Annotated in this window: 12 protein-coding genes; 10 read left to right on the forward strand and 2 right to left on the reverse strand. The window is 75.2% G+C overall.

Going from position 1 to position 14500, the window contains the following annotated elements; translation table 11 throughout:
* Positions 1-197 precede the first annotated feature (197 nt).
* Together SM577_RS05965 and SM577_RS05970 are read right to left on the reverse strand one after the other, a co-directional pair.
* A complete protein-coding gene (locus SM577_RS05965; RefSeq protein ID WP_302917508.1) occupies positions 198-1508 on the reverse strand; it encodes an extracellular solute-binding protein in 1311 nt (436 codons plus the stop codon).
* A gap of 299 nt (positions 1509-1807) precedes the next feature.
* A complete protein-coding gene (locus tag SM577_RS05970) occupies positions 1808-2353 on the reverse strand; it encodes a plasmid pRiA4b ORF-3 family protein (RefSeq protein WP_302917509.1) in 546 nt (181 codons plus the stop codon).
* Positions 2354-2504: 151 nt separating this feature from the next.
* Here SM577_RS05970 and SM577_RS05975 point away from each other — a divergent pair, with 151 nt between their 5' ends.
* The 10 genes from SM577_RS05975 to SM577_RS06020 all read left to right on the forward strand — a co-directional run bounded on the left by SM577_RS05975 (position 2505) and on the right by SM577_RS06020 (position 14467).
* Entirely contained in the window at positions 2505-3251 is a 747-nt protein-coding gene (locus SM577_RS05975) for a pyrimidine reductase family protein (protein WP_302917510.1), read from the forward strand.
* A gap of 182 nt (positions 3252-3433) precedes the next feature.
* Complete coding sequence (locus tag SM577_RS05980) at positions 3434-5185, forward strand: ATP-binding protein (protein ID WP_302917511.1); 1752 nt, start codon at positions 3434-3436, stop codon at positions 5183-5185.
* 13 nt (positions 5186-5198) lie between these two features.
* Positions 5199-6347 carry an exonuclease SbcCD subunit D gene (locus SM577_RS05985; protein WP_302917512.1) on the forward strand — a complete coding sequence of 383 codons (1149 nt, stop codon included), beginning with the start codon at positions 5199-5201 and terminating at the stop codon, positions 6345-6347.
* Positions 6347-8821 carry an AAA family ATPase gene (locus tag SM577_RS05990; protein ID WP_474586455.1) on the forward strand — a complete coding sequence of 825 codons (2475 nt, stop codon included), beginning with the start codon at positions 6347-6349 and terminating at the stop codon, positions 8819-8821. Before SM577_RS05985 ends, SM577_RS05990 begins: the two co-directional genes overlap by 1 nt.
* Positions 8822-8867: 46 nt before the next feature.
* Positions 8868-9833, forward strand: a complete 966-nt coding sequence (locus tag SM577_RS05995; RefSeq protein WP_474586456.1) for a hypothetical protein — start codon at positions 8868-8870, stop codon at positions 9831-9833.
* A 180-nt stretch (positions 9834-10013) separates the two neighbouring features.
* Positions 10014-10871, forward strand: coding sequence for a spermidine synthase (locus tag SM577_RS06000; protein WP_474586457.1), 858 nt, complete (start codon positions 10014-10016; stop codon positions 10869-10871).
* 83 nt (positions 10872-10954) lie between these two features.
* Positions 10955-11647: a sigma-70 family RNA polymerase sigma factor gene (locus tag SM577_RS06005; RefSeq protein ID WP_088995274.1), complete on the forward strand. Its 693-nt coding sequence runs from the start codon at positions 10955-10957 to the stop codon at positions 11645-11647.
* On the forward strand, positions 11644-12429 hold the full coding sequence (locus tag SM577_RS06010) for an anti-sigma factor family protein (protein ID WP_474586458.1): 786 nt from the start codon (positions 11644-11646) through the stop codon (positions 12427-12429). Before SM577_RS06005 ends, SM577_RS06010 begins: the two co-directional genes overlap by 4 nt.
* A gap of 208 nt (positions 12430-12637) precedes the next feature.
* On the forward strand, positions 12638-13288 hold the full coding sequence (locus SM577_RS06015; RefSeq protein ID WP_474582806.1) for a COG4315 family predicted lipoprotein: 651 nt from the start codon (positions 12638-12640) through the stop codon (positions 13286-13288).
* 267 nt (positions 13289-13555) lie between these two features.
* Positions 13556-14467, forward strand: a complete 912-nt coding sequence (locus SM577_RS06020) for a DNA-3-methyladenine glycosylase family protein (protein ID WP_302917518.1) — start codon at positions 13556-13558, stop codon at positions 14465-14467.
* The last annotated feature ends 33 nt before the right edge of the window (positions 14468-14500 follow it).

The raw sequence follows: 14500 nt of genomic DNA on the forward strand, positions 1-14500 counted from the left end.
CCGCAGCCACGGGGGGAAACGCGTCCCCGTGGCGTCGGCCGCCCGACCAGCCCGGAGCACCCGACGTCGGCGAGATCGCGCCCGACCGTGACCGGCGGGGCGGGGGGGGGGGCGCCCCCCCCCCGCGGCGGGGGGGGCCCCCCCGCCGCCGGTCCGCGGGCTCCTGAGGCCCGCGGACCGGGCAGGTCACCGGCGACTCAGCTGGCCGCCTTCTTGGCCTCGTCCATCGCCTTCTTCCAGGCGGCGTCCGAACTGAGCCGGCCGCGCTCGGCCGCCTGCATCTGCGGCTCGACGATGGTCTCCCAGATCTGCTGGTGCTTGGCGCCGAGGAAGACCGGCTTCATGTTCTTGACGCTCTCCCCGAAGATCTTGCCGGTGGGCGCGCCGCTGAAGTACTCGCTGGTCTTGTCCTTGAACGCCGGGTCCTCGAGGCCGGCGATGTCGGACGGCATGGCGCCCGCCTCCTTGAACGCGGCCAGGTGCCCCTCCTTGCTGGTCAGGTACTTGGCCAGCAGGTACGCCTCCTTCGGGTGCTTGGTCTGGGCCGGAACGGCCAGGTACGAGCCGCCCCAGTTGCCACCCCCGCCGGGGATCCGGGCGATGTCCCACTTGCCGGCGTTCGCCGGGCCGGAGCGCTGGGCGATGACGCCCTCGGTCATCCAGGCCGGGCAGGGCAGGGTGGCGAAGGCCGAGTTCTTGAAGGCGGCGTCCCAGTCGGCGCTCCACCGCTGTGCCTTGGCGGTGAGGCCGTCGGCGGCCATCTGCAGACCCATGTCCCAGGTCTGCTTGACCACCGGGTTGGTGTCACCGATGAACTTGTTGTCCTTGTCGAAGAAGAACGTCTCGGAGTTCTGCATGACGTGCGGCTGCATCAGGCTGGTGGCGCTGTCCAGCCAGGCCGCCTTGACCTTGCCGCTGGCCTTGAACTCCTTGCCCAGCGCGATGTAGTCCTGCCAGGTGCTCATCCGCTGGGAGACCTCTTCGCGGTCGGTGGGCAGGCCCGCCTGCTGGAAGAGGTCCTTGCGGTAGCACATGGCCAGACCGCCGACGTCGGTGCCGAGCCCGATCAGCTTCTTGCCGTCCGGCGTCAGGGCGTTGTTCCACTTCCACTCCGGGAAGTTGGCCTTCAGCTCACCGGCGCCCAGGTCGAGCAGGTTGGTGAACTTGTCGTGGTTCTGGACGTACCCGAGCAGGACGCCCTCCTCCAGACCGACCACGTCGCCGGCCCCGCTGCCCGCGGCGAGCCACTGCACCAGCTTCGGCTGGAAGTCGCGCAGCTCGCCCATCTTCTGGTGCTCGACCTTGATGTTCGGGTTGGCCGCCTCGAAGTCCTTGATGGCCTGGTCGTAGCCGAAGTTCTGGAAGGTCTGCAGGACCAGCTTGACCTGCCCGCCCTCGCCGCTTGCCTCGTCGTCGTTCTTCTTGCTGCACGCCGTGCCGCCAAGGGCCACGCCCACGGCGAGCGCGGCGACCGCGACAGTGCGGAACCGGCGCCCGATGACGCTCATCCCTGACCCCTCTCAGGTGGTGCTTCGTGTGGTGGTTGCGGATGCCTGACGCTGCTTCGTCGGTGGTGGCTTCCGGAGGTGTTCCAGGCTCGTGTGAGGTCCGCCCGCCGCCGAGCCGGGCGACGAGCGGGTACGCCCCGTCGGGAGCGCTCCCATGAGATTGCTGGGGTGTGTCGAGGGTGTCAATAGGTCGATGGGAGCGTTCCCAGATCGTTACCGCGTCGGATGCCGCGGGCCCGACCGGCGGGAGAGCAGGAGGGGCCGCGGCTCAGCGGAAGCGGGGCGGCAGGTGGCCGGCGTCAGCAGAAGCGGCGCAGCAGGGTGTCGGCCCGACCCGGGTCGAAGGCGGCCGGGTCGAAGCGCTCGCCCACCCACTCCCGCATCGACCGGTGCTCGGGGTGGCGCGGGTCGGCCAGCGCGGCCAGCAGGGCGTGGTAGCCGACCGGGCCGCCGATGTCCTCCGGCGGGCAGGCCCGCGCGCCGTCCAGGCAGGACGGATAGCGCAGCTCCGGGTCGGCGGTCACCGCGTCCTCCACCACCAGGTCGTGTTCCCACCAGTCGCCGAAGTCGTAGGTGTAGTGGAACCGGCTGCCCTTGCCCACCACCGCGTCGAGGCGGACGTCCAGCTCGTCGGTGAGGGCCAGCTCGCCGTCCGGGTCGGGCTCACCGTACTGGCGGCCGTCGATCTCGAAGGAGTGCAGGTGGCAGTCGCGCCAACCCATCCCGTGCTGCACCACCCGGTGCAACCGGTCGAGGGTGTAACCACCGGGGACCAGCACCCGGCGCCAGACCGTCGGCCGGACCCCGGCCAGGGAAATCTTCAGCTGGAAGATCTGACGCGGCATGCTGTTCCATCCTCCCTCGGCTTAGGCTTGCCAGCATGATCTGCCGAGCGTGCCGGGCGAGGCGGCACGACGACTGTCCGGGCCGGAACTGGTGCGACTGCCAGCACCGTACCCCCCGGCCGACCCCTCCGGTCACCGGTCCGGCCAGCGAATGAGCGTCGGAATCCCGATTTCCCGGCTCTGGCCCGCACCGCATCCGCAGCCCCTCGACGACGACGCGCTGATCGCGCTCTACGCCCGGAGCGACCGCCCCCGCCTGCGGGTGAACTTCGTGACCAGCGTCGACGGCGCGGTCAGCGTGGACGGCTACTCCGCCGGGCTCTCCGGCGAGCCGGACAAGCGGGTCTTCGGGCTGCTGCGGATGCTCTGCGACGCGCTCGTGGTGGCCGCCGGCACGCTGCGCCACGAGGGCTACCGGGCGGTCCGGCTCAGTCCGCGGCGGCGGGCCTGGCGGCGCGCGCACGGGCTGGCCGAGTACCCGACGCTGGTGGTGGTCTCCGGCGCGCTCGACCTCGACCCGGCGCAGGCCGCGTTCGCCGACGCCCCGGTCCGCCCGGTGGTGCTCACCCACGCCGGGGCCACCGCGCCGCCCGGGCTGACCGAGGTCGCCGACGTGGTGCGCTGCGGCACGGACAGCCTCGACCTCGCCGCCGGGCTGGCCGAGCTGCGCCGCCGCGGCCACGGCCAGCTGCTCTGCGAGGGCGGGCCGAAGCTGTTCGGGGCGCTCACCGCGGCCGGCCTGGTGGACGAGGTCTGCCTCACGGTCGCCCCGCTGCTCGCCGGGCCCGGCCCCGGCCGGATCACCGCCGGCGACCCGAGCCCGGTGCGGCAGCTGCCGCTGCGGCACGTGCTCGCCGCCGAGGACGGCGTGCTGCTGCTGCGCTACGCCCGGGACTGACGCCGTCGGGCCCGTCACGTCACGGCCCACGGGATCACCCAGGGCACCCGCCCGCTCCCGCTCGGTGAGCGCCGCTCGTTCTCCCGGTGGCGTCCGCCGCGTCGCGTGGCGGCCTGTCGTACTCCTCGGGCAGGATGCAGGGCGTGCGTCCCCACCCCGATGACCAGCCGACCGGAGTTGCGATGACCGACGACGACGTCGACGGCCCCGGCGAGGGGGTCGGGCGGGTGCTGGGCACGGCCGACGCCACCCCGCTGCAGTTCTGGACGGCGGTCTCCCCCGGCAGCTACCTGCAGCTCGACGACGTGGTGGTGACCCGGCGCGAGCTGCCCGACCGGGAGCCGGTGACCATCGCCGGGGTGGTCACCCAGGTGCGGGCCCGACACGAGGGCGCCCAGTTCGACTCCGACGTCTTCGCCATCGCCGACGGCACCCTCCCGGCACAGGTGCAGGAGGCGGCCGAGATCACCACCACCCGGGTCGACCCCGAGCTCTACGTGCCGCCGTCGCCGGGCGCGGTCGTCCACCGCGCCGAGGGCGACGCGCGGGCCCGCGCGCTGCACTTCGACCGGATGGAGCGGCGGATCCCGATGGGCATGGGCCGCGACGGGGTGCCGGTCTACCTCAACGCCGACTTCCTCGACGGCAGCCGGGGCGCGCACGTCTCCATCTCCGGCATCTCCGGCGTCGCCACCAAGACCAGCTTCGCCACCTTCCTGCTCTACTCGGTGTTCCGCTCCGGCGTGCTGGGCGGCGACGCGGTCAACGCCAAGGCGCTCATCTTCAACGTCAAGGGCGAGGACCTGCTCTTCCTCGACCACCCCAACACCCGCCTCGACGACGGCACCCGGGCCGGCTACGCCCGGCTCGGGCTCACCGCCGGCGCCTTCCCCGACGTCCGGGTCTACGCCCCGCCGCGGGTCGGCGACTCCTCCGGCACCCCCGACGTGAGCAGCCGGCTCACCGGGGTCGACAGCTTCTACTGGACGCTGAGCGAGTTCTGCGCCGACCGGCTGCTGCCGTACGTCTTCGCCGACGCCGACGACGAACGCCAGCAGTACACGATGGTGGTGCACTCGGTCGCCGCCCACCTGGCCCGGCACGCCCAGCCGGCCGACGGCGGGGTGAGCCTCGACGGGGTGCGGCTCGGCTCCTACGCCGACCTGGTCGACCACGTCGTCGAGCAGCTCAACGACGACGAGACCCGCTCGGAGTGGGCCGGCAGCGCGGTCGGGCTCGGCACTGTCAACGCGTTCGCCCGGCGGCTGATCGGCAGCAAGAAGGACCTCTCCCGGCTGATCCGGGGCGACCTGGCCACCCGCCGACCGCACTCGATCAACACCGCCGAGAGCGCCCAGGTCACCGTGGTCGACCTGCACAACCTGCCGGACCGCGCCCAGCGGTTCGTGGTCGGCGTGACGCTCAAGAGCGAGTTCGAGCGCAAGGAGAAGGCCGGCACCGCCAAGCCGCTGCTCTTCGTGGTGCTCGACGAGCTGAACAAGTACGCCCCACGCGAGGGCTCCTCCCCGATCAAGGAGGTGCTGCTCGACATCGCCGAGCGGGGCCGGTCGCTCGGGGTGATCCTGATCGGCGCCCAGCAGACGGCGAGCGAGGTCGAGCGGCGGATCGTCACCAACTCGGCGATCCGGGTGGTCGGCCGGCTCGACCCGGCCGAGGCGTCCCGCCCCGAGTACGGCTTCCTGCCGCCCGCCCAGCGGCAACGCGCGCTGCTGGCCAAGCCGGGCACGATGTTCGTCAACCAGCCCGACATCCCGGTGCCGCTCTGCCTGGAGTTCCCCTTCCCCGCCTGGGCTACCCGGGTCTCCGAGGCCGGCCGGGCCCCGTCCGAGACGTTGCGCTCGATCACCCAGTCCGCCGACCCGTTCGCGGTGGTCGGCTCGGGCGGCGGCGCCGACGACGACATCCCGTTCTAGGGGGCGGAGAGCCGTGAAGATCCTGCACACCTCGGACTGGCACGTCGGCAAGGTCCTCAAGGGGCAGTCGCGGGCCGAGGAGCACAAGCAGGTGCTGGCCGGGGTGATCGACATCGCCCGGGCCGAGCGGCCCGACCTGGTCATCGTCGCCGGTGACCTCTACGACACCGCCGCGCCGACGCCGGAGGCCACCCGGCTGGTCACCCGGGCGTTGACCGCGCTGCGGCGTACCGGCGCGGACGTGGTGGCCATCGGCGGCAACCACGACAACGGGCAGGCCCTGGACGCGCTGCGCCCGTGGGCCGAGGCCGCCGGCATCACGCTGCGCGGCGGGGTTCGCGAGAACCCCGACGAGCACGTCGTCGACGGCACCACCGCGGGCGGCGAGCGGTGGCGGCTGGCCGCGCTGCCGTTCCTGTCCCAGCGCTACGCCATCCGCGCGGTGGAGATGTACGAGCTGACCGCCGCCGAGACCACCCAGACCTACGCCGACCACCTGGGCCGGGTGCTGGCCCGGCTCACCGAGAGCTTCACCGAGCCCGACCGGGTGCACCTGGTCACCGCGCACCTGACGGTGGTCGGCGCGAGCACCGGCGGTGGCGAGCGGGACGCGCACACAGTGCTCGGCTACGCGGTGCCGGCGACGGTCTTCCCGGGCACCGCGCACTACGTGGCGCTCGGCCACCTGCACCGCTCCCAGCGGGTACAGGGGCCCTGCCCGATCCGCTACAGCGGCAGCCCGCTGGCGGTGGACTTCGGCGAGCAGGAGAACGTCCCGTCGGTGACGCTGGTCGAGGTGACCGCGACGACGGCGGCGCAGATCCGCGAGGTGCCGGTCGCCGCGGCGACCCCGCTGCGGACGGTCCGCGGCACGCTGGCCCAACTCGCCGAGATCGAGGCCCCGGAGGGCTGGCTGCGGGTCTACGTCCGGGAGCAGCCGCGCGCCGGGCTCCGTGAGGAGGTGCAGGAGCTGCTCCCCCGGGCGCTGGAGATCCGGATCGACCCGGAGCTGGTGCCGGCGCCGGGCAGCGGCACCCGGGTCGCCCAGCGGGCCGGCCGCTCGCCCCGGGAGCTGTTCGCCGACTACCTGAGCAGCCGGGGGCACGCCGACGACGGCGTCCGGGAGCTCTTCGACGAGCTCCTCGAAGAGGTGGATCACTGATGCGCCCGATGCGGCTGGACATGGCCGGCTTCACCGTCTTCCGCGAGGAGACGACGGTCGACTTCACCGACGCCGACTTCTTCGCCCTCGTCGGCCCCACCGGCTCGGGCAAGTCGACGGTGCTGGACGCGATCTGCTTCGCCCTCTACGGCACGGTGCCCCGCTGGGGCGGCGCCCGCGGCCTGGCCAACGCCCTCGCGCCGTCGGCCACCGAGGCCCGGGTCCGGCTGGTCTTCGAGTCCGGCGGCGCCCGCTACGTGGCCACCCGGGTGGTGCGCCGGGACGGCCGGGGCAACGTCAAGACGGCCAACGCCGGGCTCCAGCTGATGCCGGCCGGGTTCGACGTCACCAAGCTGGACACCGGGCTCAGCCCGGAGGACCTCGGCGAGGTGGTGGCCGGCACCCCGGCCGAGATGGACGAGGCGGTGCAGGAGGCGGTCGGGCTGCCGTACGAGCAGTTCACCAGCTGCGTGGTGCTGCCGCAGGGGCAGTTCGCCGACTTCCTGCACGCCAAGCCGGCCACCCGGCAGCAGATCCTGGTCAACCTGCTCGGCCTCGGGGTCTACGAGGAGGTACAGAAGAAGGCGACCGCGCGGGCCGCGCAGGCCGAGGCGCGGTTGGAGACGGTCGACCAGCTGCTCGGCGGGCTGACCGACATCGACGATGCCGCGCTGGAGGCGGCCACCGCCCAGGTCGACCGGTTGCGCGAGCTGGCCGCGGCGGTGGCGGCGGCCGTACCGGAGCTGGACGCGGCCCGCGCCGCGGCCGGCGAGGCGCACGCGGCGCTGGCCGCCCTCGACGCCGACCTGGCCGTGCTCGGCGCGGTGCGGGCGCCGGCCGGGGTGGCCGAGGTGGCCCGGGCGGTGACCGCCGCCCGCGCCGACGCCGACGCGGCGGCCACCGCGGTGGCGCTGGCCGAGGAGCGGGAGGAGAAGCTCCGTGGCGAGCTGGCCGCCGCCGGCGACGAGAGCGCGCTGCGGCTGCGGCTGAAGGCGTACGCCGACCGGGAGAAGCTGGCCGGCGAGGCCGGCACGGTCCGGGCGGCGCTGGCCGGGGCCGGGGCCGAGCACGACGCGGCAGTGCGGGCGCTGGCCGAGGCGCGGGCGGCGGCCGAGCGGGCCGAGGAGGAGCTGGCGGCGGCGTTCCGGGCGCACGAGGAGGCGAAGGCCACCGACCAGGCGGTGGCGCTGCGGGCGCACCTGGCCGACGGCGACGCCTGCCCGGTCTGCGAGCAGGTGGTGGCCAGGGTGCCGGCGGTGCCCGCCGGTTCGGCGGTGGCCCGCGCGGTCGAGGCCGGCAAGGCCGCCCGGGCGGCGAGCGAGGCGGCCCGCCGGGTGGTGCAGGAACGTGACACGGCGGCCCGGGAGCTGGAGCGGGTGCTGGTGCAGGCCCGCGCCCGGCAGGACCAGCTGGACGGCCGGCTGGCCGAGTTGGACGCCCAGCTCGCCGGGGCCGCGACGGCGGAGGCGCTGCGGGAGCGGCTCGCCGAGCACGCCCGGCTCCGCCGCTCTCTGGACGAGGCCGGCGCGGCGGTGCGGGCGGGCCGGGAGGCGGCCCGCCGGGCCCGCGGCGCGGTGGACGCCGCCGAGCAGAAGCTGCGCGCGGCGTGGCGGGCGTTCGACGCGGCCCGGGACGGGCTGGCCCGGTTCGGCCCGCCGGCGGCCGACCGGGAGGACGTCGCGGCGGCCTGGGCCGCGCTCACCGACTGGGCCGGGGCCGAGGCGCAGCAGCGCCGGGCGGAGCGGGCCGGGCGGGCCGCCGCGGTGGCCGAGGCGGAGGCGGCCGCGGCCGGGGCGACGGAGCGGATCGCCGGCATCTTCGCCGCCGCCGGGCTGCCGCCCGCCGACGACCCGGTCCGCGCCGCCGCGGTGGCCGTCGAGCGGGCCGAGGCCGACCGGCGGCACCTGGTGCAGCGGCGCGAGCAGGCGGCCGGGCTGCGCGAGCAGCGCGCCGGGCACGAACGCGAGGCGCAGGTGGCCCGGGCCCTGGCCGGGCACCTGCGGGCCAACAACTTCGAGCGCTGGCTGCTGGCCGAGGCGTTGGACCTGCTGGTCGACGGCGCCTCCCGGATCCTGCGGGAGCTCTCCGGCGGCCAGTACGACCTGGTGCACGACAAGGGCGAGTTCTTCGTCGTCGACCATCACGACGCCGGGCTGCGCCGGGGCGTCCGCACCCTCTCCGGCGGCGAGACGTTCCAGGCGTCGCTGGCGCTCGCGCTGGCCCTCTCCGAGCAGTTGGCCGGGATGTCCACCACGGCGGCGAGCCTGGAGTCGATCGTGCTGGACGAGGGCTTCGGCACGCTCGACGCGGCCACCCTGGACACGGTGGCCGCCACCCTGGAGAGCCTGGCCGCCCGGGGTGACCGGATGGTCGGCGTGGTCACCCACGTGCCGGCGCTGGCCGAGCGCATCCCGGTCCGGTTCGAGGTACGCAAGGACGCCCGGTCGGCGCGCGTGGAACGGACCGGCCGGTGACCGCCGGCCCGGTCGGCGCCCCCGGCGTGCGGGAAGGGCGGGCCCGGTGAGCGCCCGGTTCTTCGTCGACGCGTGGGATCCCGCCTACGGGGCGTCGTTCGAGGCGTCGTCGGCCGGGCCGGCCGCGCCGAGCAGCGCGCAGGTCGACCCGGACGCCGAACTGCCGGCGGTGGACTGGCGCGCCATCGACGTGCGCCCGGGCCTGCGCGCCCCGGACGTGGTGCTGCTGGTCGACGGGGTGCGCCGGATCGACGCCAGCGTCTGGACGGCGGAGTCCGACGGCGGCTCCTTCCCCGGCCTGGCCGCCTCCTACGCGGCCGGGGTGGTCCGCTGCGACCTGCGACGGGGCGTGGCGCAACTGGCCGGCACCCGGGTGGGCCGGGGCCTGTTCACCGCCAGCCCGTCGGCCGAGGACGTGGTGGCCGGGCGGGTCCGCTATCCGGTGCACCGGGTCAGCGGCACCGGCGAGCTGGCCAAGCTGCCGGCCGCCGTGCAGGGCCCGCTGACCGCGCTGGAGGTGGAGGTCTCCGGCGCCGCCCGGGTCGACGGCGACCTGCTGGTGGTCGACGGTCCGCTGCGCAACCGGCGGCAGCTGCCCCGCACCCTCGGCTACATCAAGACCCAGCACAGCCAGTACCTGGACGCCCGGCTGACCGCGGTGGTCACCGGGCTGGCCGCGGGGCAGCGCTCCCCCGTCTTCCGGCTGGGCACCGCCTGGGGCGGCTGGTCCTGGTACCTGCGGCTGCCGGTGGCCGCCGGGGCGCCCTGGGCGGGCATCGTCCGGGTGGAGTGCTCGGCCGACCTGACCATCGAAGAGGCGGTCGAGCTGGCCGACCTGTCCCTGGTCACGCTGCCCCGGTTCGCCTCCACGCCGTACAAGGACCCGCGCGCCCCGCAGAATCTGATCCCGATCGCCGGGCTGGAACGCCGGCTGCGGGCGCTGCTCGGTGACGCCCGGCTGCTGCACCGGGCGCTGACCGCCGCCGCCCGCCCCACCGCCCGCCGCCCCTGACCAACCCGCCGGAGATCCACACCAGGTCGGGGATGTGGCGGTATCCGGACAGCCCGGACACCGCCGGGTCGCCGATCCGGAGTCGATCGAGCCGGGAAACCCGCCGGCGGCGGGGTGACCGGGCCTACCCGGGCGGGGTTCGCGGCGGGCCGGGCCGGGGCCGCCGGGATACTGGGCGGCATGGGGCGCAGGCGGGCCGGGGACCGGGTGGTCGAGCAGGTCGACACCGGGCTCGCCGAACTGGCGCCGGACCCGGACCGGGCCGGCTCCTGGACGCTGCTGCTGGACGGCGCCCCACAGTCACACGTCGACCTGGCCGACCCCACCCACCTGGAGTTCGAGTACGTCCGCCGGCTGGCCGCGGCGATCGACCTGGTCGCGCCGGCCGGCGCCCCGCTGCGGGTGCTGCACCTCGGCGGCGGCGCGCTGACCCTGCCCCGGTACGTCAGCGCCACCCGGCCGGGCTCGACCCAGCGGGTGGTCGAGGTGGACGGCGCGCTGGTGGACCTGGTCCGGCGGGTGCTGCCGTGGCGCGCCGACCCGCGACTGCGGGTGCGGGTGGCCGACGCCCGGGCGGTGCTCGCCAGCACCCGCGACGCCAGTTGTGACCTGGTGGTCGCCGACGTCTTCGCCGGCGCCCGGACCCCGGCCCACCTGACCTCGGTCGAGTACGCCGCCGAGGTGGCCCGGGTGCTGCGCCCGCAGGGCTGGTACCTGGCCAACGTCGCCGACGGCCCGCCGCTGCGGTACGCCCGCGGCCAGCTCGCCACGGTCCGCTCGGTGCTGCCCCGGGCCTGCCTGGTCGGGGACGCGGCCGTGCTGCGCGGGCGGCGCTACGGCAACCTCGTGCTGGTGGCCGGCCGGGTCGAGCCGCCGGTGCCGGAGCTGACCCGGCGGGCCGCCGGGGACTGGTTCCCCGGCCGGGTGCTGGCCGGCGCGGAACTGGACCGGTTCGTCGGCGGCGCCCCGGTGGTGCGCGACGCCGGCGCCACCGCGTCGACGCCGCCACCGCCCGGGATTTTTTCCGTCCGGCGTTGATCCGTTCGCCCCGGCGCTGCGTACCACCGGGCGGCCATGCCCGTGGGGGGAGGGCCGATGTCATCGGACACCCGGAGGTCTGCATGCATGCGGTGGCGGTCGGCTGGCACGGCGACTCGGTGCGGGCGGACTGGATGTCGGCGCGGTCCCAGTCGCGGTCGACCCGGTCCGCACGCGGGGTCGACGCCCGCCCGTCGCCTCGCCAGAATGACCCGGTGACGCCGCGACCGGCGCCGGGACGCCACCAGGCGGCGTCGTCCGAGGCCGCTCACTCCGACCAGCTGATCCGGCTGCTCTACGCCGAGCACGCCGGGCCGCTGCTGATGTTCGTCATGCGGCTGACCGGTGGGGACCGGCAGCGCGCGGAGGACATCGTGCAGGAGACCCTGCTGCGGGCCTGGCGCAACGCGCACCGGCTGGGGGCACAGGGGCAGGGGTCGCTGCGGCCCTGGCTGGTCACCGTGGCGCGCCGGATCGCCATCGACGAGCACCGCAGCGAGCAGGCCCGCCCGGCCGAGACGTACGACCGGGACCTGACCGCGTTCGCCGAGGCGGACAGCACCGACCGGGTGCTGCGGACGATGACCGTGGCGGACGCGCTGCGTACGCTGAGCCAGTCGCACCGGGAGATCCTGGTGGCCACGTACTTCCGCGGCCGGACGGTGCCCGAGGCGGCGGAGGAGCTGGGGCTTCCGCTGGGCACCGCCAAGTCGCGGGTCTACTACGCGCTGCGCGCGCTGCGCACGGCTCTGCAGGAACGGGGGGTGACGGAATGAGCCGGGCGGACCACATGGACGTCGCGGCGTACGCGCTGGGCGTGCTGGACGAGCAGGACACCGAACGGTTCGAGGAGCACCTCGCCACCTGCTGGGCGTGCGCCGCGGAGCTGGAGACCATGGTGCCGGTGGTGGGGCTGCTCTCCGGCATCGACGGCGAGACGATGTCCGCGCTGGAGCAGACCCAGACCGACCCGGCCCTGCTGGACCGCACCCTGGTCGCGGTCCGGGCCGACCGGCGGCGTACCCGGTTGCGCCAGCTGCTGGCCACCGCGGCCGCCGTGGTGGTGCTCGGCGGCCTGACCGGGATCGGCTTCGCCAGCGTGGTCGAACGGGACGAGGCGCCGCCGGACGTGGTCGCCGGACCGACCACCGGCGCCCCGGCCACCCCGCCGGACCAGACGCGCTCGGCCGGCCCGAACGAACCGGGCCTCGGCGGCACCGAGGAGGAGGGCGACCGGCACGACGTGGTGGACCCCAGCACCGGCGTGAAGGCGACGTTCTTCGTGGTGTCGAAGGAGTTCGGCACCCGGGTCAACTTCAGCCTCTCCCGGCTGCCCGGGCCGCGCACCTGCCGGCTCGTGGTGGTACGCAAGAACGCCACCGCCGAGGTGATCTCCACCTGGTCGGTGCCGGGCGGCGGCTACGGCACCAACACCAACACCCAGCTGCTGACCCTGTCGGCGGCCACGTCGACGCCGGTCGACGACATCAAGCAGTTCCAGGTGCAGTCGGTGGACGCGAACGGGGTGGCGAGCCCGCTGGTGACCGTACCGGTCTGACCCGTCGACACCGATCGGCGCCGGCCCGCGACAATGGCCGGCGCCGATCGGTCGTTGGTTTTCCCGAATGGCCGCCGTCGATGGCGCGCACGCAGCCGGGTCACGCCCGGTTCAACCATTCCTTGTGAAATTGGCCACGGATCCGATTTCAACCTTGACAGCCCTCGTGCCGTATTACCCGGTGAACTGCCAAGCATGAGGAGGGCACGTGGCACAGATGAAGCGGACCGTCATCGTCGCGAGCGCGATGGTCGCACTTACGGCCTGCGCTCCCGCGGGCTACGACGGGGCGAACCAGAGCGCGGCCGAGCCGGTCGCCGTCGCCGCGGCCGAGCCCACCGCGACGGCTGAACCGGAGGCGTCGGCATCCGCGGAGGCCCCGGTGGCCGACGCGCCGCCGCCCGCCGACGTCGAACTCACCGACCGGCTGATCGGCAAGAAGGTCGCCCGGATGGGCAGCGTGGTGACCGACCAGGACGGCTGGATCCTGTACCGCTTCGACAAGGACACCAACGACCCGGCGGCGTCCAACTGCGTCGACAAGTGCGCGGAGGTCTGGCCGCCGGCGCTCACCGACGGCAACCCGCAGCTCAACGGCGTCTCCGACGACAAGGTCGGCACCGTCACCCGGCAGGACGGCACCCGGCAGATCACCCTGGACGGCTGGCCGCTGTACCGCTACATCGGCGACAAGAAGCCCGGCCAGTGGAAGGGCCAGGGCGTCGGTGGCACCTGGTTCGTGGTGGCCCCGGACGGCAAGAAGAACCTGACCTGCCTGCCGACCGGCACGCCGAAGCCGGTGGCCCCGCCCTCGGACGACCAGGGCGCGCCGGCCGGCGACTCCGGCTACTCGTACTGACCCACGTCAGGCCCGGTGGCCGGTCGCAGCCGGGGAGGGCGCGGCCGGTCACCGTCGTCGGCCGGGTCGGCGGCACCGGCCGCCGGTCCGGGCGCACGGGAGCGGGCCCGGGTCGGTGGCGCGCCCACGCCAGCAGGCGCTGCCCACCGGCACTCCCGAACCCACGGTCGGCATTCCGGCCGGCCCACTGTCGGAGGGAGCACCGCCGACGCCACGCGCGTCGGCGGTGTCGGGTGTCACCCGGACCGCCCGTGACAGCATGTCCCGGTGACCGAACCCACCGCGCGCCGGGCGCTGCGCCCGCCGGCCGGCTACCGGCTGGCCGCGTCGGTGCGGGCGCTCACCTTCAGCCCGTACGACCCGTGCGCGCGGATCGCCGGCGGCGCCCTCTGGTGGGCCACCCGCACCCCGGCGGGTCCGGCCACCCTGGCCCTGCGCCCGGCCGCCGGCGAGCTGGTCGCCGAGGGGTACGGCCCGGGCGCCGACTGGGTGGTGGACCGGGCGGACGCGGTGGCCGGGCTGCGCGACGACCTCACCGGGTTCGCCACGCTCGCCGCCGCCCACCCGGTGGTGGCCCGGCTGGCGGCGCAGCACCGGGGGCTGCGGATGCCGGCCACCGGGCTGGTCTTCCCCCGGCTGCTGCGGGCGGTCTTCGAGCAGAAGGTGACCGGCAAGGAGGCCTACCGGGCGTACGCGGCGACGGTGCGGCACTTCGGCGAGCCGGCGCCGGGCCCGCTGCCGCTGCTGCTGCCGCCGGAGCCGGCCGCCGTGGCGGCCAGCCCCTACTGGGTGTTCCACCCGTTCGGGGTGGAGCAGCGCCGGGCCGAGACGCTGCGCCGCGCGGCGGCCGCCGCCGACCGGTTGCAGCGCTGCGCGGACGCGGCCGAGGCCACCCGCCGGCTCACCGCGATCGCCGGCATCGGCCCGTGGACCGCCGCCGAGGTGGTCCGGGTCGCCTACGGCGATCCGGACGCGGTCAGCGTCGGCGACTACCACATCCCGAACACGGTGGCCTGGGCGCTGGCCGGCGAGCCGCGCGGCGACGACGCCCGGATGCTGGCCCTGCTGGAGCCGTTCCGCGGCCACCGGGGCCGGGTCTGCCTACTGCTGGAGGCCGCCGGCGTGCAGGCGCCGAAGTTCGGACCCCGCGCCCCGATCCGCTCCTTCGCCCGGTTCTGAGCGCCAGCTCCGGCACGCGCCGGGGAACAATCG

The sequence above is a fragment of the Micromonospora desertarenae genome, assembly GCF_056150265.1.